At 65.5% G+C, this 19,264-nt stretch carries 21 protein-coding genes, 1 tRNA gene and 1 pseudogene; 6 read left to right on the top strand and 17 right to left on the bottom strand.

Translation table 11 applies throughout. The annotated features are described in order from the left end of the window. Positions 1 to 102 precede the first annotated feature (102 nt). Complete coding sequence (locus AC1RLW_RS00175) at positions 103 to 228, bottom strand: hypothetical protein (RefSeq protein ID WP_493191835.1); 126 nt, start codon at positions 226 to 228, stop codon at positions 103 to 105. Positions 229 to 662: 434 nt separating this feature from the next. Between AC1RLW_RS00175 and AC1RLW_RS00170 the strand changes: the two are divergent. Next, a pseudogene (locus AC1RLW_RS00170) lies at positions 663 to 920 on the top strand (helix-turn-helix domain-containing protein); the annotation flags it as partial. A gap of 78 nt (positions 921 to 998) precedes the next feature. On the opposite strand, the gene AC1RLW_RS00165 reads toward AC1RLW_RS00170, so the two are convergent. The 12 genes from AC1RLW_RS00165 to AC1RLW_RS00110 all read right to left on the bottom strand — a co-directional run bounded on the left by AC1RLW_RS00165 (position 999) and on the right by AC1RLW_RS00110 (position 10,763). Next, positions 999 to 1,175 (bottom strand): Arm DNA-binding domain-containing protein, encoded by a 177-nt coding sequence (locus AC1RLW_RS00165; protein WP_493191834.1) that lies wholly within the window; start codon positions 1,173 to 1,175, stop codon positions 999 to 1,001. A 191-nt stretch (positions 1,176 to 1,366) separates the two neighbouring features. Beyond that, positions 1,367 to 1,443, bottom strand: a tRNA-Pro gene (locus tag AC1RLW_RS00160). Between the two features lie 26 nt (positions 1,444 to 1,469). After that, entirely contained in the window at positions 1,470 to 1,928 is a 459-nt protein-coding gene (locus AC1RLW_RS00155) for a MerR family transcriptional regulator (protein WP_493191833.1), read from the bottom strand. A 64-nt stretch (positions 1,929 to 1,992) separates the two neighbouring features. After that, on the bottom strand, positions 1,993 to 2,367 hold the full coding sequence (locus AC1RLW_RS00150) for an integration host factor subunit alpha (protein WP_095747662.1): 375 nt from the start codon (positions 2,365 to 2,367) through the stop codon (positions 1,993 to 1,995). Positions 2,368 to 2,369: 2 nt separating this feature from the next. Continuing rightward, complete coding sequence (gene pheT, locus AC1RLW_RS00145; protein ID WP_493191832.1) at positions 2,370 to 4,811, bottom strand: phenylalanine--tRNA ligase subunit beta; 2,442 nt, start codon at positions 4,809 to 4,811, stop codon at positions 2,370 to 2,372. A 44-nt stretch (positions 4,812 to 4,855) separates the two neighbouring features. After that, on the bottom strand, positions 4,856 to 5,932 hold the full coding sequence (gene pheS / locus AC1RLW_RS00140; RefSeq protein ID WP_056579739.1) for a phenylalanine--tRNA ligase subunit alpha: 1,077 nt from the start codon (positions 5,930 to 5,932) through the stop codon (positions 4,856 to 4,858). 112 nt (positions 5,933 to 6,044) lie between these two features. Next, positions 6,045 to 6,404, bottom strand: coding sequence for a 50S ribosomal protein L20 (rplT, locus tag AC1RLW_RS00135; protein ID WP_007832499.1), 360 nt, complete (start codon positions 6,402 to 6,404; stop codon positions 6,045 to 6,047). 24 nt (positions 6,405 to 6,428) lie between these two features. Beyond that, the gene (gene rpmI / locus AC1RLW_RS00130; protein WP_007832497.1) at positions 6,429 to 6,632 is read right to left on the bottom strand and encodes a 50S ribosomal protein L35; all 204 of its coding nucleotides are present in this window, start codon (positions 6,630 to 6,632) and stop codon (positions 6,429 to 6,431) included. Positions 6,633 to 6,785: 153 nt separating this feature from the next. Then, positions 6,786 to 7,409 carry a translation initiation factor IF-3 gene (gene infC, locus AC1RLW_RS00125; RefSeq protein ID WP_082818065.1) on the bottom strand — a complete coding sequence of 208 codons (624 nt, stop codon included), beginning with the start codon at positions 7,407 to 7,409 and terminating at the stop codon, positions 6,786 to 6,788. Between the two features lie 101 nt (positions 7,410 to 7,510). Continuing rightward, a complete protein-coding gene (gene thrS / locus AC1RLW_RS00120) occupies positions 7,511 to 9,418 on the bottom strand; it encodes a threonine--tRNA ligase (RefSeq protein WP_493191831.1) in 1,908 nt (635 codons plus the stop codon). 215 nt (positions 9,419 to 9,633) lie between these two features. After that, positions 9,634 to 10,431, bottom strand: coding sequence for a thioesterase family protein (locus tag AC1RLW_RS00115; protein ID WP_493191830.1), 798 nt, complete (start codon positions 10,429 to 10,431; stop codon positions 9,634 to 9,636). Between the two features lie 17 nt (positions 10,432 to 10,448). Further along, the gene (locus tag AC1RLW_RS00110) at positions 10,449 to 10,763 is read right to left on the bottom strand and encodes a putative quinol monooxygenase (protein ID WP_070061263.1); all 315 of its coding nucleotides are present in this window, start codon (positions 10,761 to 10,763) and stop codon (positions 10,449 to 10,451) included. A 121-nt stretch (positions 10,764 to 10,884) separates the two neighbouring features. Between AC1RLW_RS00110 and AC1RLW_RS00105 the strand changes: the two genes are divergently transcribed. Next, complete coding sequence (locus tag AC1RLW_RS00105) at positions 10,885 to 11,853, top strand: GlxA family transcriptional regulator (RefSeq protein ID WP_493191829.1); 969 nt, start codon at positions 10,885 to 10,887, stop codon at positions 11,851 to 11,853. A 99-nt stretch (positions 11,854 to 11,952) separates the two neighbouring features. On the opposite strand, the gene aceA is transcribed toward AC1RLW_RS00105, so the two are convergent. Together aceA and AC1RLW_RS00095 are read right to left on the bottom strand one after the other, a co-directional pair. Beyond that, the gene (gene aceA, locus AC1RLW_RS00100; RefSeq protein WP_056579731.1) at positions 11,953 to 13,284 is read right to left on the bottom strand and encodes an isocitrate lyase; all 1,332 of its coding nucleotides are present in this window, start codon (positions 13,282 to 13,284) and stop codon (positions 11,953 to 11,955) included. A 205-nt stretch (positions 13,285 to 13,489) separates the two neighbouring features. Then, complete coding sequence (locus AC1RLW_RS00095) at positions 13,490 to 13,909, bottom strand: gamma-glutamylcyclotransferase family protein (RefSeq protein ID WP_493191828.1); 420 nt, start codon at positions 13,907 to 13,909, stop codon at positions 13,490 to 13,492. Positions 13,910 to 13,944: 35 nt separating this feature from the next. On the opposite strand from AC1RLW_RS00095, the gene AC1RLW_RS00090 reads away from it, so the two are divergent. Then, positions 13,945 to 14,874, top strand: a complete 930-nt coding sequence (locus AC1RLW_RS00090) for a DMT family transporter (RefSeq protein ID WP_493191827.1) — start codon at positions 13,945 to 13,947, stop codon at positions 14,872 to 14,874. A 155-nt stretch (positions 14,875 to 15,029) separates the two neighbouring features. Beyond that, positions 15,030 to 15,473 (top strand): SWIB/MDM2 domain-containing protein, encoded by a 444-nt coding sequence (locus AC1RLW_RS00085; protein WP_062473465.1) that lies wholly within the window; start codon positions 15,030 to 15,032, stop codon positions 15,471 to 15,473. Positions 15,474 to 15,513: 40 nt separating this feature from the next. Here AC1RLW_RS00085 and AC1RLW_RS00080 read toward each other — a convergent pair whose 3' ends face one another. Further along, positions 15,514 to 16,293, bottom strand: a complete 780-nt coding sequence (locus AC1RLW_RS00080; RefSeq protein ID WP_493191826.1) for a helix-turn-helix domain-containing protein — start codon at positions 16,291 to 16,293, stop codon at positions 15,514 to 15,516. Between the two features lie 100 nt (positions 16,294 to 16,393). Here AC1RLW_RS00080 and AC1RLW_RS00075 point away from each other — a divergent pair, with 100 nt between their 5' ends. Then, entirely contained in the window at positions 16,394 to 16,687 is a 294-nt protein-coding gene (locus AC1RLW_RS00075; protein WP_493191825.1) for a hypothetical protein, read from the top strand. On the opposite strand, the gene AC1RLW_RS00070 is transcribed toward AC1RLW_RS00075, so the two are convergent. Further along, the gene (locus AC1RLW_RS00070) at positions 16,653 to 18,377 is read right to left on the bottom strand and encodes a thiamine pyrophosphate-binding protein (RefSeq protein ID WP_492683735.1); all 1,725 of its coding nucleotides are present in this window, start codon (positions 18,375 to 18,377) and stop codon (positions 16,653 to 16,655) included. The genes AC1RLW_RS00075 and AC1RLW_RS00070 overlap by 35 nt on opposite strands. Before the next feature lie 95 nt (positions 18,378 to 18,472). On the opposite strand from AC1RLW_RS00070, the gene AC1RLW_RS00065 reads away from it, so the two are divergent. Next, positions 18,473 to 19,129, top strand: a complete 657-nt coding sequence (locus AC1RLW_RS00065) for a TetR/AcrR family transcriptional regulator (protein ID WP_070061270.1) — start codon at positions 18,473 to 18,475, stop codon at positions 19,127 to 19,129. The last annotated feature ends 135 nt before the right edge of the window (positions 19,130 to 19,264 follow it).

Here is a 19,264-nt window from a genome sequence, read left to right as displayed (position 1 = left end):
TCTCGCCAGTGCATCCGGGGCTTCTGGAACTTGTTTAGAAACCGACGAAATCCGTCGGGATTGGCTAAACAAGTCTCAGCACGTGCGGATGTATTCCGTAAGTCATGAGTCGTTCGGTCGCGGCTTGAAAGCGAGTTCCAGTGGCGTCGAGGGGAGTTCCATAGTCGGCGCCTCCGGCAACGTGCCCTCCCGCAGCAACTTCTCGTCGGCCATCATCAAGAGGATCATGGTGTGCCGCGTGTTCGGCAGCGGGATCGAGGTGTGAAACGTCGCCCGAGGTGAGTGCTGTTGAATTCCGCTGATCTCTGACTCGAGGGTCAGAGATCAGCGGAATTCAACACCTTTTTTATCGGACCGCATGCCAGACGTACCAGCTGCCGGAGCTGGAGCGGGTCTGTGATGCCGCTTGGGTTCAAGACGAAGGCAGGCGGCCAGCGAAAGTGTCTTGATGCCCGAAGCTACCGATCTGAGGTTGCCGGCGCGTTCATTTGCGGCTCTAGGTTTGGCCGCCCAACGCCCCATGGTTGATGAACCGAGAGGCGCTCTGTGTTCACACTGTTGATTGCCGCCGAAAATTGACCCAGCTAACGCAGTAATTTCCGTCTAAGACTGACCCACGTAAAACCCTACCCTGCTGATTTTTAAAGCAGGGGATCCTAGGAGTGATAGACGTGGCGACATTGAGTGTCATCAGACGCTGGGCCCTGCGCGAGCAGATGTCCATTCGCGAGATAGCCAGGCGTACAGGCCTGTCTCGCAACACCGTAAAGAAGTACCTGCGAGCCGGCGATGAAGAGCCGCGCTACGCCAAGCGGACGAGCTCAAGCAAGCTCGATCCCTATGCCGAGAAGCTCGCGACGTGGCTCGCGATCGAGGCAACCAAATCGCGGAAACAGCGGCGCAATCTGCGGCAGATCCACACACAAAACCAGTTCCGCAACGTCTCAACCTAAAAAGGAGAACATCAAGCACTTATCCACATCGTGAAGCCTTCGGGCTCACAAAGCGGGTGGGTCAGTATTCGATGGAAATCTAGGGTCAGAGATCGGCGGAATCCAACAGCGTGAGCCTGCTGCAGAAACTTCTAGATAGAGACCGCCCGAATCAGCGTATCTCGCCTGTTTTCGATCAGGAGGACAGGTGGCATTGCGACACGCGGCATCGGTCAATGGCATGGCTACGTCGAGGGGGCTGGGGGTACAAAACTGCCAACTTAGAGGTTCGTGGAGTTTGAACCCCCACCTGTACCCCCACTTAGCGCTGGCTGTCACTGGATTTCAGTGTACGACCGTGGACAACCGTTACCCAGCTCACCAATGAAAAAGGGCGTCCGGTGGATGAAACCGGACGCCCTTGGACGTTTTGTTGGTCGGTGTGAAAGGATTCGAACCTTCGACCCCTTGCACCCCATGCAAGTGCGCTACCAGGCTGCGCCACACACCGAAGCTCTCGATTATAGCGGGCTAAATTCAGTGCCCGACAGTCAGAAGCTCACGAATTTCAAAGAGTTCGCGGCGAAGGTGCAACAACTGCGACAGATCGACGCTCTGCGCGACCGCCGCGGACCCCGGTTCCTCGTGCACGGCGGCGTCGAATTCTTCCTGGCCGATCTCGAAGGCCTCGAGGCCTTCGAGCGGTACTTCGCCCGCCTTGCGACGGTCGCGCTCGCCCTGCGTGAGTTCCTGCAGCTTGTTGCGCGCACCGCTGATGGTGAAGCCCTGGTCGTAGAGCAGGTCGCGGATGCGGCGGATCATCAGCACTTCGTGGTGCTGGTAGTAGCGGCGGTTACCGCGCCGCTTCATCGGGCGCAGCTGGGTGAACTCCTGCTCCCAATAGCGCAGCACGTGCGGCTTCACGCCGCAGAGCTCGCCGACCTCACCGATGGTGAAGTAGCGTTTGACGGGAATCGGCGGGAGCGTTTTCTCCATTGAAATCAAGACTGTGCGCGGGAAACCTCATAGATTACTCTACGCGGCCGCACAGCACCAAGCACTATTCCGCGCCCAGGCTCCACTCGACTTCGGAAGTGCCGCCCTGCGGCTCGACGCTGCCCTGGATCTGCTCCTTGAGCTTGGCGCTCGCATGGAAGGTGGCCACGCGGCGCTCGCCGATCGGAATGGCTTCGCCGGTGCGCGGGTTGCGCCCGGGACGCGGCGCCTTCACGCGGATCTGGAAGTTGCCGAAGCCCGAGATCTTCACGTCCGTGCCTTCGATCAGGCTGCTGGCCACGAGCTCGAAGAACGCCTCCACCATGTCCTTCGACTCACGCTTGTTCAAGCCGATCTGCTCGAACAGCAGGTCGGCCAGGTGCGCCTTGGTGAGCGCCGGCGTTTCGAGGGCTTCGAGCGTGAATTCGGCGGCGTTCATCTTCATCCTCTCAAGCGGCCGCCCAGGGTGGCGCCCAGTTGTTCGACGATTGCACGGACAGCGGGTTCGACCTGCTCGTCCGTCAGCGTGGCGGCATCGCTCTGGAAGGTCAGGCGCACGGCCATGCTCTTCTCGCCCGGTGCCAGCGCACCCGGCGCCGCCACGGCGCCTTCGCGCAACGGCTGCGGACGGTAGATGTCGAACAGCGTCGCATCGCGCAGCAGGCCCGAGGCGGACGTACCCGCACGGATGGCCTGCATCAGCGCGTCGTGCGACACCGCTTCGGCCACGACCACCGCGATGTCGCGTTCGACGGCCTGGTGCTTGGGCACCGGCTGCGCCACGGGCACGGGCCGCGCCGTGACGGCGTCGAGGTCGAGTTCGAACAGCACGGGCGCCTGGGTGAAGTCCCACTTCTGGCGCCAGCGCGGATGCAGCTCGCCGATGAAGCCGATGGCCTGGCCGTCGAGCAGCACGCGGGCCGAACGGCCGGGGTGCAGCGCGGGGTGCTCGGCCGCTTCGAAGGTCGGCACGCGCGGTGCGAGCAGCGCTTCGACGTCGCCCTTGACGTCGTAGAAGTCGACGCGCTGCGGCTTGCCGTCCCAGCGCGACGCCTCGGCATCGCCCCAGGCCAGGCCTGCCACGCGCATGGGCTGGTTCACGCCACGCACGGTGCTGTCGGTGGTGACGACGCTGTCGTCGCGCAGGAACACGCGGCCCAGCTCGAACACGCGCACGCGCGGTGCCTTGCGGTCCAGGTTGAACTTGAGCACCTGCAGCAGCGAGCCGAGCAGCGACGAGCGCATCACGCTCATCTGGCTGGCGATGGGGTTCAGCAGCTTGACCGGGTTGGCGTTGCCCGCCAGGTCCTGCTCCCAGTGCGCTTCGACAAAACTGAAGTTGATGGTTTCCTGGTAACCCAGCGCTGCGACGCTGCGACGCACCGCGAAGCGGCTGCGCTGCGCCTCGGGGCGCACACGGGCCGTGATGGGCGCGAGCGGCGCGGTGGTCGGCAGGTTGTTGAAGCCGATCAGGCGCGCGACTTCTTCGATGAGGTCTTCCTCGATCAGCAGGTCGAAGCGGTGCGGCGGCGGCGTGACGGTCAGCGTGCCTTCGCCTTCGGTGATCGCGAAACCGAGGCGATGGAGGGCGTCGGCACATTGCGCCTGCGTCAGCGGCATGCCGATGACGCGCGCGGCACGGGCCACGCGCAGCGTGACGGGCGCGGCCTCGGGCAGGCGCAAAGTCTGGTCGTCCATCTTGCCGGCTTCGCCGCCGCAGATCTCGACGACCAGTTGCGTGATGCGCTCGATGATCTGCACGGTGCGGCTCGGGTCGACGCCGCGCTCGTAGCGGTGGCCGGCGTCGGTCGAGAAGTTGAAGCGACGCGAACGGCCCTGCACGGCCTCGGGCCACCAGAACGCGGCCTCGACGTAGATGTTGCGCGTGTCGTCGGTCACCGAGGTGGCGTCGCCGCCCATGATGCCGGCGAGCGATTCGACTTCGCGGTCGTCGGCGATCACGCCGACCTTCTCGTCGACGGTGATCGTCGTGCCGTTGAGCAGCTTGAGCTGTTCGCCCGCCTTGCCCCAGCGCACCGTGAGGCCGCCGTGGATCTTGTCGAGGTCGAAGATGTGGCTGGGCTGGCCGTACTCGAACATCACGTAGTTCGAGATGTCGACCAGCGGCGTCACGCTGCGCTGGCCGCAGCGCGCGAGGCGCTCGACCATCCACGCGGGCGTGGTGACCTTGGTGTTCACGCCGCGCACGATGCGGCCCGAGAAGCGGCCGCACAGGTCGGGCGCTTCGACCTTGACCGGCAGCACATCGGAGAACGACGTGGCCACGGCCGCGATGGCCGGCGTCTTCAGCGGTGCGCCGGTGAGTGCGGCGAGTTCGCGCGCCACGCCGTACACGCTGAGGCCGTGCGCCAGGTTCGGCGTGAGCTTGAGCGTGAGCAGCGCGTCGTCGAGCTTGAGCACGTCGCGCACGTCGGCGCCGATGGGGGCGTCGGCGTCGAGTTCGAGCAGGCCGCCGTGGTCTTCGCTCAGCTTCAGTTCGCGCGCCGAGCACAGCATGCCCTGGCTCTCGACGCCGCGCAGCTTGCCCAGCTTGATGAGGAAGGGCTTGCCGTCTTCACCCGGGGGCAGTTCGGCGCCGACGAGGGCGCACGGCACCTTGATGCCGACGCGCGCATTGGGCGCGCCGCACACGATGTTCAGCAAGGCGCCCTGCCCCACGTCGACCTGGCACACACGCAGGCGATCGGCATTCGGGTGCTGCTCGGCTTCCTTGATTTCGCCGACCACGATGCGCGTGAAAGGCGGCGCCACCGGACGGCGCTCTTCGACTTCGAAGCCGCCCATGGTGAGCGTTTCGGCCAGTGCGGCGCTGTCGAGGGGCGGGTTGCAGAACTCGCGCAGCCAGGATTCCGGGAATTGCATCTCTTCGATCTCGATCTGGTTTTCTATCTGTGGAAAGGACGTGCTTACTGGAACTGCGAGAGAAAACGCAGGTCGCCGTCGAAGAACAGGCGCAGGTCGTTCACGCCGTAGCGCAGCATGGTGAGCCGGTCGGGGCCCATGCCGAAAGCGAAGCCGATGTAGCGCTCGGGGTCCAGGCCCATGTTGCGCACGACGTTCGGGTGCACCTGGCCCGAGCCGGCGACTTCGAGCCAGCGGCCGGCCAGCGGGCCGCTCGCGAACTGGATGTCGATTTCGGCGCTGGGCTCGGTGAACGGGAAGAAGCTCGGGCGGAAGCGCAGCACGAGGTCGTCGCGCTCGAAGAAGGTGCGGCAGAAGTCGGTGAAGACGACCTTCAGGTCCTTGAAGCTGACGTTCTCGCCGAGCCACAGGCCTTCGCACTGGTGGAACATGGGCGAGTGGGTGGCGTCGCTGTCGACGCGGTAGGTGCGCCCGGGCGCGATCACGCGGATCTCGGGCGCTTTCACGGTGCCGGTGGTGTCGGCAGCAGCAGCGGCGAACTCGGCCGCGTACTTCTTGGTGTGCTGGTGGGCGTAGCGCACCTGCATCGGGCTGGTGTGCGGACGCAGGTTGTAGGGAATCCCATCGTCGCCCTTGAGGTCGACGTAGAAGGTGTCCTGCATCGAACGCGCCGGGTGGTTCGGCGGGTTGTTGAGCGAGGTGAAGCTGTGCCAGTCGCTCTCGATCTCGGGACCGTCGGCGACATCGAAGCCCATGCTCGAGAAGATTTCCTCGATGCGCTCCAGCGTGCGACTCACGGGGTGCAGTCCGCCGCCGGCGCGGTGGCGGCCGGGCAGGCTCACGTCGAGCGCTTCGGCGCGCAGCTGCAGCGAGAGTTCTTCGTCGGCGAGTTGCTGGCGGCGGTCGGTCAGTGCGGCCTCGATGGCCTGCTTGCCGACGTTGATCGCGGCGCCGCGGGACTTCTTCTCTTCGACACTCAGCGCGGCCATGCCCTTCATCAGCTCGGTGATGCGGCCCGACTTGCCAAGGAACTGGGCCTTGGCGTTTTCGAGCTCTGCGGGCGTTTTCGCTTCGGCGAAGGCGGCGCGTGCGGTGTCGACCAGGGAGTCCAACTCGTTCATAGCAACAAAAATCTTCGAGGGGAAATAAAAAAGAGCTGGAGCCTTTTCAAGCGCCAGCCCTTGAGCCGTGGGCGCAAGAAGCCGTCCGGAGACGGCAACCTGCTGTGCAAAATCAAGCAGCCAGCTTGGCCTTGACCTGCTCCACGATGCCGGCAAAAGCGGCCTTGTCGTGCACGGCGATGTCCGCAAGCATCTTGCGGTCGATCTCGATACCGGCCTTGCGGATGCCGTTGGCGAACTGGCTGTAGGTCAGGCCCAGTTCACGCGAGGCGGCGTTGATACGCGCGATCCACAGCTGACGGAACACGCGCTTCTTGGTACGGCGGTCACGGTAGGCGTATTGCCCAGCCTTCATCACCGCCTGTTTGGCGACGCGGAAGACATTACCGCGGCGACCGCGAAAACCCTTGGCGAGTGCGAGAACTTTTTTGTGGCGGGCGCGAGCCGTTACACCACGTTTGACGCGAGGCATGTGTGTACTCCTTGTTCGTCTGAGTTAAATGCCACGACCGGGCAGCATGGCGGCGACAGAAACCATGTTGGTCTCATGCACTGCGACTGCACCACGCAGGTGACGCTTGTTCTTGGTGGTCTTCTTCGTCAAGATGTGACGCTTGAAGGCTTGACCGCGCTTGACGGTGCCACCGGGACGAACGCGGAAACGTTTTTTCGCGCTGCTCTTGGTCTTCATTTTGGGCATGTGAATGCTCCTTTAGTTTGTGCTCGTGAGGCGCCGCGGATACTCCACGGACTTGTTGGCCCCGAGACACTTCTTTATCTCGCCCCCGCCTGCACTTCTTTCGAAGTGCGGGCCAAGGCGAAACCCCTTCAAAACCCGTCTACTGCAAATGCCTCAGGCGGTTGCCGTGGGCGCTGCTGCCGGCGCAGCATCTGCTGCCGGCTTCGGCGCCGCGCCGCCAACCTTCTTGCGGCCCGGAGCGATCATCATGATCATCTGACGGCCTTCCAGCTTCGGGAACTGCTCGACCATGATCGTGTCGCCCAGCTCGTCGCGAATGCGCTGCAAGAGTGCCAGACCGAGCTCCTGGTGCGTGATCTCGCGGCCGCGGAAGCGCAGCGTGATCTTGCATTTGTCGCCCTCTTCAAGAAAGCGCCTGATGTTGCGCATCTTGATGTTGTAGTCGCCATCGTCGGTACCGGGCCGGAACTTGATTTCCTTGACCTCGATGACCTTCTGCTTCGACTTCGCCTCGGCTGCCTTTTTCTGCTCGTGGTACTTGAACTTTCCGTACTCGATCAGGCGGCACACGGGCGGATTGGCCGCCGCAACGACCTCCACCAGATCCACGTCGGCCTCGCCCGCAAGGCGCAAAGCTTCGGAAAGGCTCATGACACCCAATGGCTCGTTTTCCGGGCCGACCAGGCGGACTTCCGGGGCCATGATTTCCCGGTTCAGGCGGTGTTGGCGTTCCTCGCGGTGGCGGCGGTCGCGAAATGCAGTAGCGATGGTCAGAATCCTTCAAAGTTTGCTACAAAATCTGTAGCGATCGCCGATCAGTCTTCGCGGACAGGCGGCACGAGATGGCAGAGAAACATATGGGGTGTTTCAGAGACAAATCAACGCTTGTCAGCAACGTCCTGGACGAGCCGTTGCGTGAACGATTCGAGGGACATTGCACCGAGGTCTTGATTGCCCCGGGCGCGCACTGCGACGGCACCTGCTTCCTTTTCCTTGTCACCCACGACGAGGATGTAAGGGAGCTTTTGCAACGAATGCTTCCGTATTTTATACGTAATCTTTTCGTTGTGCAGATCCAGCTGAACTCTAAGCCCTTGATTTTGCAGCGTTTTCGCAACTTGCGCCGCGTAGTCGGCCTGCCCTTCGCTGATATTGAGCACCGCCACCTGCACCGGAGCGAGCCATGCGGGCATGGCGCCTGAGTGGTGTTCGATCAGCATGCCGATGAAGCGCTCGAGGCTGCCGACGATGGCGCGGTGCAGCATCACCGGGTGGGCGCGGCCACTCGATTCCGTGACGTACTCCCCGCCCAGGCGCTCGGCCGTGTTGAAGTCGACCTGCATCGTGCCGCACTGCCAGTGGCGGCCAATGGCGTCGCGCAGCGTGTACTCGATCTTCGGGCCGTAGAAGGCGCCGTCGCCGGGCGAGATGACGAAGTCCACGCCCGAACGGCGCAGCGACTCCATCACCGCGTGCTCGGCCTTGTCCCACAGTTCGTCGGAGCCGACGCGGTTCTCGGGCCGCGTCGCGACCTTGTAGAGGATGTCCGTGAAGCCGAAGTCGGCATAGACCTTCTGCAGCTGCGCCGTGTAGGCGATGCATTCGTCGAGGATCTGGTCTTCCGTGCAGAAGATGTGGCCGTCGTCCTGCGTGAAGCCGCGCACGCGCATGATGCCGTGCAGCGCGCCGCTGGGTTCGTTGCGGTGGCACTGGCCGAACTCGCCGTAGCGCAGCGGCAGGTCGCGGTAGCTGCGCAGGTCGCTCTTGAAGATCAGCACGTGGCCCGGGCAGTTCATCGGCTTGAGCGCGTACTCGCGCTTCTCCGACTCCGTCGTGAACATGTTGTCACGGTAGTTCTGCCAGTGGCCCGTCTTCTCCCACAGGCTCTTGTCGAGAATCTGCGGGCCCTTCACTTCCCAGTAGCCCGTGTCGCGGTAGATGCCGCGCATGTACTGCTCGACCTGCTGCCAGATCGCCCAGCCCTTCGGATGCCAGAACACCACGCCTGGCGCCACTTCGTCGATGTGGAACAGGTCGAGTTCCTTGCCCAGCTTGCGGTGGTCGCGCTTCTCGGCTTCCTCGATGCGCTGGATGTACTGGTCCAGCTGCTTCTTGTCGGCCCAGGCCGTGCCGTAGATGCGCTGCAGTTGTTCGTTCTTGGCGTCGCCGCGCCAGTAGGCGCCGGCCAGCTTCGTGAGCTTGAAGACCTTCAGGAAGCGCGTGTTCGGCACGTGCGGGCCGCGGCACATGTCGACGTATTCCTGGTGGTAGTACAGGCCCATGGCCTGCTCGTCGGGCATGTCTTCGACGAGGCGCAGCTTGTAGTCCTCGCCACGCGACTTGAAGACCTCGATGACTTCCGCACGCGGCGTCATCTTCTTGATCACGTCGTAGTCCTGCGCGATCAGCTCGCGCATGCGCGCCTCGATGGCGGCCATGTCCTCGGGCGTGAACGGGCGCTCGAACGAGATGTCGTAGTAGAAGCCTTCGTCGATCACCGGCCCGATCACCATCTTGGCCGTCGGGTACAGCTGTTTCACCGCATGGCCGACCAGGTGGGCCGTCGAGTGGCGGATGATCTCCAGGCCCTCGTCGTCCTTGGGCGTGATGATCTGCAGCCTGGCATCGCGGTCGATGACGTCGCTGGCATCGACGAGCTTGCCGTCGATCTTGCCGGCCACCGTCATCTTGGCGAGGCCGGGACCGATGGACTGGGCCACTTCGGCCACCGAAACCGGGCCGGGGAACTCGCGGCGCGAGTTGTCGGGGAGCGTGATCTGGATCATGTGAAAACCTCGGGAGAAAAACAAAAAAGCGCGGTGGATGCCGCGCTTTGCTTGGTTGGTGCGCTGGAAAAACCAGCGAGCGCGGGGCTACCGGCCCTTTCCTTCGAAGAAGAAAAAGCCGCTGAATCCTTGCGGGGTAGTTCGCGGTGTCATAACCAAGGTGCCTTTCTCGCTCTTGTTGAGTGCAGAGTGGGCGATTCTAGCCGCTGCCCGCTTCAGCCGCGCGCCTCGAACAGGAGGCTGGAAACGCACTGCCCGACCGGCCCGCCGCGGTCGTGCAACTGCCCAACGGCATAGCCCGTGCCCATCGGGCCCGCAAACGTGAGGGCGTCGACCAGCATCCAGTCGCCGCGCGGCGCGCGCCGCAGGTTGATCGTCAGGTCGGCATTGACGAAACCCAGCCGCGCCGGATGCGCCCATTGCGAGATGCCCGCCACGAGATCGGCCGCCGAGGCCACCTGGGCCAGCGGCGATGCGGCCTCGGCGTCGACCAGCGGCCGGCCCAGACGCAGCCATGCGGCGGCCGGGCCGGGCTCGAGGATCTGCCCGCGCGCCATGCGCACGTCCACGCCGGCAAAGAACGGGCTCATGCGGGACGCCGCCGCGGGAATGGGCGCGCCCTCTTCCGGCGGCGCGAACGTCGCGGCGGCGAAGGCGTCGGCGGCCGGCAGTGCGGGCGTCTGCCCGCTGCGCAGCAGCAAGGCGGTGCACCGCAACACCGGCTTGCCGTCCTGGAGCATGTCGAACGCCACCGCGCGCGCCTTGGCGCCGTCGCGCAGCAGGGTGAATTCGAGCGTGATCGGCGCCCGGCTCGCCGGGCGCCAGAAATCGAAGCTCAACCGCGCCACCTCGCGCACGTGGCTCGCCTCGTGCGCCTCCAGCGCGCGCACGAGCAGCGCGGCAGTCGCGCTGCCCTGCAGAGCATCGGCGGACCACGGGCCGATGGCCGCCTCGGTGGGCACGAAGCGTTCACCGTCGCTGACGAACACCGGGTCGCCGACGAGTGTCGTCATGGGCTGCGCCTGCACGCTCACGACGCCGCGGCCGCCACGTTCTTGAGGCCGAGCACTTCGATCGGCTCGATCGAGGGCGGTCCGGCGAACAGCTCGGGCGCCTGCGCCATCAGGGCCTGGGCGATCGGGCCGGTCAGGTGAGCCTGGCGACCGGCTTCGTCCTCGAACGCATCGAACACGCCGAAGGTGCTGGGCGACAGCCGCAGCGCAAACCAGATCGGCGTGGTCTTTTCCTCGCGCGCCATGGCCAGGCCGGCCTCGAGGAATTGCTGGACGGCGGCTTCCTTGCCGGGCTTGGCTTCGAGGCGGGCGAACAGTGCGAACTTGATCATGGGACATCTCCTGGGGTGGACAACAACGGCGCACGGGATTGCGCGGCGCTGGCATGGACTCTAGGCAAGCCCCGCCCTCTGGGCCATTGGCTTTTTTGACATCTTTGGTATCGTTATTGCCATGAAACTCGATGTCCTCGCCCTCGACGGCGTGTTCGACTCCGGCCTGGCCACGGTGCTCGATGTCTTCACCACCGCGAACGAACTCGCCGCCATGCTGCAGCTCGACGTGGCACCTTTCGAGGTCACCATCGTGGGCACCCGCAAGCGCGTGCGCACCGCCCAGGGCTTCACCGTGCCGGTGACGCACACGCTGGCCGACACCGGCGCCGCCACCGACTGGCTCATCGTCCCGGCGCTCGGCTGCAAGATGCCCGAGACGCTGGAGCCCGCCCTGCAACGCGCCGACGTCCGCGATGCCTGCGCGGCACTGCGCGCGCGCGCCGAAGACGGCGGCTGCATCGCCGCCGCGTGCATCGGCACTTTCGTGCTGGCGGAAGCCGGCGTGCTCGCGGGCCACAAGGCGACCACCACCTGGTGGCTGGCCACCCTCTTCCGGCAGCGCTACCCGGCGGTGCTGCTCGACGATTCGCGCATGCTGGTCAGCTCGGGGCCGCTCGTCACGGCGGGCGCGGCGCTGAGCCACGTCGACATGGCGCTGTGGCTGGTGCGCCAGGCCAGCCCGGAACTCGCGGCGCTGGTCGCGCGCTACCTCATCGTGGACTCGCGCCCCTCGCAGTCGGCCTACGTGATCTCCGACCACCTCTCGCACGCCGACCCGCTGGTGGAGCGCTTCGAACGCTGGGCGCGCGGCCGGCTGGCCGAGGGTTTCTCGCTCGACGAAGCGGCGCAGGCCGCGGGCACCAGCAAGCGCACGCTGGCCCGGCGCATGCAGCAGGTGCTGGGCAAGAGCCCGCTGTCGTACGTGCAGGACCTGCGCGTCGAACGCGCCGTGCACCTGCTCAAGACCAGCAACAAGAGCCTCGAGCAGATCGCGGGCATGGTCGGCTACGCGGACGGCGTCACCTTGCGCACGCTGCTGCGCCAGCGGCTGGGGCGCGGCGTGCGCGAGGTGCGGCTCGAAGCCTGACCCCCGCGCCCGTCGGGCGCCCACGAAAAAGCCCGGCACGAGGCCGGGCTTGGGGGCGACAGCGCAACGCGCCGTCACTCAGCGATCAGCAAAGGCAGCTCAGTGGAACTGTTCTTCTTCGGTCGAACCGGTCAGCGCCTTCACGCTGGACGAGCCGCCCTGGATCACGGTGGTCACGTCGTCGAAGTAGCCGGCGCCGACTTCCTGCTGGTGCGACACGAAGGTGTAGCCCTTGTCGCGTGCGGCGAACTCGGGTTCCTGCACCATGTTCACGTAGTGCTTCATGCCTTCGCCGTTGGCATACGCGTGGGCGAACTGGAAGGTGTTGAACCAGTTGATGTGGATGCCGGCCAGCGTGATGAACTGGTACTTGTAGCCCAGCGCCGAGAGGTCTTCCTGGAACGAGGCGATCTGCTTGTCGTCCAGGTTCTTCTTCCAGTTGAACGACGGCGAGCAGTTGTACGACAGCAGCTTGCCGGGGCAGGCGGCGTGCACGGCTTGCGCGAATTCACGGGCGAAGCCGATGTCCGGCACGCCGGTTTCGCACCACACCAGGTCGGCGTACGGGGCGTAGGCGACGCCGCGGCTGATGGCTTGCTCCAGGCCGTTCTTGACGCGGTAGAAGCCTTCTTGCGTGCGCTCGCCGGTCAGGAACGGCTTGTCGTTGGCGTCGTGGTCGGACGTGATCAGGTTCGCGGCTTCCGCATCGGTGCGGGCCAGGACGATGGTCGACACGCCCATGACGTCGGCGGCGAAACGCGCCGAGATCAGCTTCTCGCAGGCTTCCTGCGTCGGCACGAGCACCTTGCCGCCCATGTGACCGCACTTCTTGACGGCGGCCAGCTGGTCTTCGAAGTGCACGCCGGCAGCGCCCGACGCGATCATGTTCTTCATCAGTTCGAAGGCGTTCAGCACGCCGCCGAAGCCGGCTTCAGCGTCCGCGACGATCGGCAGGAAGTAGTCGATGAATTCCTTGTCGCCCGGGTTGATGCCACGGCCCCACTGGATTTCATCGGCGCGCTTGAAGGTGTTGTTGATGCGACGGACCATCGTCGGCACCGAGTCGTAGGCGTACAGCGACTGGTCGGGGTACATCGTTTCGGACGTGTTGCCGTCGGCGGCGACTTGCCAGCCCGACAGGTACACGGCTTCGAGGCCGGCCTTGGCTTGCTGCATGGCCTGGCCAGCAGAGATCGCGCCGAAGGCGTTCACGTAGCCCTTCTTGGCACCGCCGTTGATCTTGGCCCAGAGCTTTTCAGCGCCGCGCTTGGCCAGCGTGTGCTCGATGGGGAGCGAACCGCGCAGGCGAACCACGTCGGCTGCGCTGTAGCCGCGCTTCACGCCCTTCCAGCGAGGGTTGGTGGCCCAGTCCTTTTCGAGGGCGGCAATTTGCTGTTCGCGGCTCAGTTGTTCGTTCAGGGTCTGGGGCATGGTCACTCCGTGAGGTTGATTGAAGGTTGGCGTTGCGGCCGTGGGGTTACTGTAATCCGATTGCGGACTCTTATGTCTTATAGAAGACATATTTTTGAACCAACAAAATCAACAACTTATGGAGATATTTCTCAATGAGAAATTATTTTTCTCATATCGAGAAAAAATATTGCGGCGCAGCAGTTCGAATTTTCGCGATGCGGAATCACTCTTTCGGTTGTGAAAACCACGCCTCTCCGGCGGCGCCCGCCGCATGCGCGATCCAGTCGCCGCTGTCGATCACATGGCGGCCCGCGATGCGCGTCGGATGGATCTCGTAGACCAGGCAGTCGATCGATTGCGCGCCCACCGCCACGCGCACGCGGCGCCGGATGTACTCGCCCGAATCGTCTTCGGCCACTTCTTCGAGCCGGTCGAGTTCGCGCTCGACCTCCAGCGTGATGCGGTAGACCTCGCCCTTCACACGCCCCGCGCCGCCGAGCACCACGCCCGGGTACGCGCCCAGGTCGTACAGCGTGCCCGCGATGACGGCCTCGCCGACGAACACCGGCGCCGGTCGGTAGCGCGCGATGTCGTTGCGCCCGCCGCGCCGCAGCGTGCCGTAGACAAGAACGTGGGGCATCATCGAATCCATCCGATCAACAACCAGCGCCCAGTCTATTGAACCCCGCCGCTTCCACTTCCGGCCGCCTCGTGGCCTACGGCTGCCTGGCCTTGAGCATGTCGCTCGTCGGCATCTACGTCGCCCTCTCCAAGCCGCTGGTGGCAGCCTTCCCGGTGCTGCTGCTGGCCTGGCTGCGCTTCGGCATCGCGGCGCTCGCCATGCCGCATTGGCTCCAGCCCACGCCGGACGAACCGCCCATGAGCGCACGCACGCGCGGGCTCGTGTTCCTCGAGTCCTTCCTCGGCAACTTCCTGTTCTCGATCTGCATGCTGTTCGGCGTGAGCCTCACGAGTGCCGTGTCTGCGGGCGTGATCATGGCGTCGATCCCCGCCGTGGTCGCTGTGGCCAGCTGGCTCTTCCTGCGCGAGCGCATCACGGTGCGCATCGGCCTGGCCATTGCCTGCGCGGCACTGGGCATCGGCCTGCTCGCGTTCACGCCGACGCATGCACCGCCCACCTCCGGCGCTGCGGCCGGTGCGCCGTCCATGCCCTGGCTGGGCAACCTGCTCGTGTTCTGCGCGGTGCTCTGCGAGGCCGCCTATGCGGTGATCGGCAAGTCGCTCACCGGCAAGCTGGGGCCCAAGCGCATCGCCTCGCTCATCAACCTGTGGGGCTTCGTGCTGTCGATGCCCTTCGGCATCTGGTTCGCGCTGCAGTTCGACTTCACCGCCGTGCGCTTCGGCACCTGGGCACTGCTGGTGGTCTACGCACTGGCCGCCAGCATCTGGACCGTGTGGCTGTGGATGACCGGACTTCGCCACGTACCAGCGGCACAAGCGGGTGTCTTCACTGTCTTGCTGCCCGTCAGCGCGGCGCTCGTGGGCGTGCTCGTGCTCGGGGAAAACCTCACTTCACCGCAGCTGCTTGCCTTCGCGATCGCCCTCGTGGGCGTGGTGCTGGCGACGTGGCCGGGGCGACGAACGTGAACAACGTCCCTTCTCCCCTCTGAAAAAACAACAGCTCCCAATGAAAAAAGCGCTTTTTCCCTTGGAAACGCGTTTTTTCTCATTTAGCATCCGCATTGCCACTGGAGACGCAAGTTTTTCATTGGTGAACGTTCAACCAAAAAAGGAAATCAACCATGGCAACTGCAAAGAAGGCTCCGGCCAAGAAAGCTCCGGCAAAGAAGGCCGCTCCCGCAAAGAAGGCTGCGGCTCCTGCAAAGAAGGCCGCACCGGCCAAGAAGGCAGCGGCGCCCGCCAAGAAGGCTGCTCCTGCAAAGAAGGCTGCACCGGCGAAGAAGGCTCCTGCAAAGAAGGCCGCTCCCGCCAAGAAGCGCACCCCCAACGCTGCGTTCATGAAGGCCCTGACCCCGAGCCCGGCCCTGGCCGCTGTGGTCGGTTCGACGCCTCTGCCGCGCACCGCTGTGGTGAGCAAGCTGTGGGACTACATCAAGAAGAACAACCTGCAAGACAAGGCCAACAAGCGCAACATCAACGCCGACGCCAAGCTGAAGGAAATCTTCGGCAAGGCCCAAGTCTCGATGTTCGAACTGGCTGCGCTGATTGGCAAGCACGTCAAGTAAGCGTTCGGGGGCCTCGTGCTCCTGAGTCAAAAAGCCCGCGTCATGCGGGCTTTTTTTTCACCTGCAGCAAGCCCTCGCCCGCCTCGAAGAAGCGCGCGGGCGTGCAGCCGAAGTGCTTGCGGAAGGCCTCGATGAAGGCACTCACCGAGCTGTAGCCCACCGTCAGCGCCACCGCCGTCACTGGCTCGCGCAGGCTCAGCAACTCCACGGCCTTCAGCAAACGCGCCTGCTGGCGCCATTGCGTGAAGCTCAGTCCGGTCTCTGCGGCGAAGCGGCGCGTGAGCGTGCGCCGGGCCATGCCGATGCGATCGGCCCACTCGTCGATGCCGTCGGGCAGCGCCGGTTCGTCTGCCAGCGCACGCGCCATCGCCACCAGCCGTGGGTCCTGCGGCATGGGCAGGTGCAGCGACTCGCGCCCGCCAGCCGCCAGCTCGTCGACCAGCACGCCCACCAGTCGCGTGCGACGGGGCTCCAGCAGCGCGTCCGATGCCTCCAACGACATCAGCCGCGCCACCAGCTCCCGCACCAATGGCGTGGCGGCAAAGACATGCGGCCCGTCCGGCAGCGCCGCCGCGGCCGACGCATCGATGTGCAGGCTCCATCCCGCCGTGGCCCCGAAGCTCTGCGCGGCATGCGCACAGCGCGGCGCGATCCAGCCGATCCATCCCGGCGGCTGCACCCAGCGCCCCGCAGGCGTCTCGATGACCTGCAGGCCTTCGCGCAGCGCAAACAGCTGGCCGGTCGCGTGCGCGTGGTAGCCCGTGACGCGCGGTGCTTCGTGCGCGTAGCGCCAGAGCGTGGCGGGCGATTCAGCCGCCATGGTTGGCCCGCGAGCGGTATCGATTGGCCCCGCACCGCAAGCCGGGCACCGCCCCGCTGCCTAGCATCGGATGCACCTCCACCAATCCCAAGGAACCGCCATGAAAGCGCAAGACATCATTCCCGACGGACAGGACTTCACCGTCATCGACGGCCGCACCGTGCGCAAGGGTTCGGTCGGCGCCTTCCTTGCCAATGCGCGCGTGCTCGAAGACCCGAACGCCACGGCCGACGAACGCCGCGTCGCCCGCGACGACCTCGCGGCGCTGATCCCCACGCTCGATGCGCTCGGCCTGTTCGACGTCTTCGAACTGCGCTCGCCCGCGCTGCGCGACGAGGTGGCCCGCCATCGCGTGACGCTCAGCCCTGCGCCTGCTGCTTCGCCGCGCGCGTGATCGACGCCAGCGTGCCGCGCGTGGTGATCACTTCGGGGTCGAGCGGGATCTCGATCAGCGTGCCCGTGTCGGCCGCCAGCGCACGCAGCAGCGCGGCCTCGAACTGCGCCGTCTCGGTGACGCGCTCGGCCGCGTAGCCATAGGCGCGCGCCAGGCCGCAGAAGTCGGGGTTGCGCAGCGCGGTGCCGCTGGTGCGCTCGGGGTACTCGCGCTCCTGGTGCATGCGGATCGTGCCGAACATGCCGTTGTTGAGCAGCACGACGATGCTCTTGCCGCCGTGCTGCGAGGCCGTGGCCAGCTCCTGCCCGTTCATCAGGAAGTCGCCGTCGCCCGCGATGGTGAAAGCCACGCGCCCGGTGGCGATGCTCGCGGCAATGCCCGCCGGCACGCCGTAGCCCATCGCGCCGCTGGTGGGCGCCAGCTGCGTCTTGGCGCCCTTGGCGAGCCCGTGGTAGCGGAAGTAGCGATGCACCCAACTCGCGAAGTTGCCGGCGCCGTTGGTGATGGCCGCATCCGCCGGCAGGTGCTTCTGCAGCAGCGCCACCACGGCGGCCATGTCGACCGCACCGCGCGGCGTCTCGGCCGGCATGCCGGCGAGCGCCTGCGGCTGCAGCCAGGCTTCGTAGTCCGCGTGCAGCTGCTGCGTCCAGGCTTCCCACGGCAGCGAGGGCGGCGCGCTCAGCACCTCGAGGCTGCGCGCCGCGGCGCTCATGCCGGCGTTGATCGCCAGGTCGGCCTGGTAGACGCGGTTCAGCTCCTCGGCGCTCGCATGGATGTGCACCAGCGTCTGCTTGGCCTTCGGCGCCTCGAGCAGCGTGTAGCCGCCGGTCGTCATCTCGCCCAGGCGCGGGCCGATGGCCAGGACCAGGTCGGCGTCCTTCACGTGCTGCGCGAGCTTCGGATTGATGGCGATGCCCACGTCGCCCGCGTACTGCGGGTGGTGGTTGTCGAAGGTGTCCTGGAAGCGGAAGGCATTCGCCACCGGCAGGCGCCAGTTCTCGGCGAAGCGCTGCAGCGCCTGCGCGGCCTGCGGTGTCCAGCCGCCACCGCCGGCGATCAGCAGCGGGCGCTGCGACTTCAGCAGCAGCTCGCGCAACGTGCGCAGCGCGCCCGGGTCGCTCCACGGCTGGACCGCCTCCACGCGCGCCAGCGGTCGCGCCGCCGTCTCGGTGCGCAGCATGTCCTCGGGCAGCACCAGCACGACCGGGCCCGGCCGGCCGTTCATCGCGGTGGCAAAGGCGCGCGCGATGTACTCCGGAATGCGGTCGGCGTCGTCGATGCGCTCCACGCGCTTCGCAAAGCCCTTGGTGCTCGGCCCGAAGAAGCTGGCGTAGTCCACCTCCTGGAAGGCCTCGCGATCGCGGAAGTCGCTGCCGACGTCGCCCACGAACAGCACCATCGGCGTCGAATCCTGGAACGCGTTGTGCACGCCGATCGAGGCATTGGTCGCCCCCGGCCCGCGCGTCACGAAGCACACGCCCGGGCGCCCCGTGAGCTTGCCATGCGCCTCGGCCATGAAGGCCGCGCCACCCTCCTGCCGGTTCACCACGAAACGCGCGCGGTCGCGGTAGGCATGGAAGCCGTCGAGCACCGCCAGGAAGCTCTCGCCCGGCACGCCGAAGGCGAGTTGCATGCCTTGTTCGACCAGGCACTCGACGATCAGGTGGCCCGCGGGTTGTGATGTACTCATGGAAAGTTCGAACCTCAGTTGCAAATGTCTCCGGCGATTATGTGTGCCTGCCTTCCACGCCTTGTCTTAATTCCCCAATTGGTTAAATTCGCGTCATGAAGGCCCCCAAGGACTCTTTGCCCGAAACGCTCGAGCCGCGCTCGCGCGACGCCGACCGCTCGCAACTGGCCATCCTCGCCTCGGCGCGCGACGAGTTCGCCGCACGCGGCCTGGCCGGTGCGCGCATGGACAGCATCGCCGAGCGCGCGGGCCTGAACAAGCGCCTCATCTACTACTACTTCGGCAGCAAGGACGACCTGTTCCTGGCCGTGCTGGAGCGCGTGTACGCCGACATCCGCGCCGCCGAGCAGCGCCTGCACCTGGACGAGATCGAGCCCGTCGAGGCGATCCGCCAGCTGGTGTCGTTCACCTGGCACTACTACCTGGAGCATCCCGAGTTCATCACGCTGCTCAACAGCGAGAACCTGCACGGAGCGGCGCACCTGAAGCGCTCCGAGCGCATCCAGGAGATGAACTCGCCGCTGGTGCAGCTGCTCGACACCGTGCTGGAGCGCGGCAAGAAGGACAACCTCTTTCGCGCCGGCGTCGACCCCGTGCAGCTGTACATCTCGATCGCCTCGCTGTGCTACTTCTACCTCTCGAACAACCACACGCTGTCGGCCATCTTCGGGCGTGACCTGCGTGCCCCCAAGGCGATGGCGCAACGCCTCTCGCACATGACCGACCTCGTGCTGGGCTACGTCCTGCACTGAGCCTTCGGGCGCTGCAGGCGCCCTTTTCCACGCCCCCGGGTTTTCACCAAGCAGCGTCGGTTGACGCTGCGGCGCAGCCGTTCCTACAATTCACTAATTCACTCAATGGTGAATTGATGACTCAAGAACTGCGGC

The sequence above is a fragment of the Variovorax sp. GW822-FHT04A09 genome, assembly GCF_058801005.1.
Note: the sequence above shows the minus strand (reverse complement) of the source record. Positions and strands in the feature narration are given on the sequence as shown.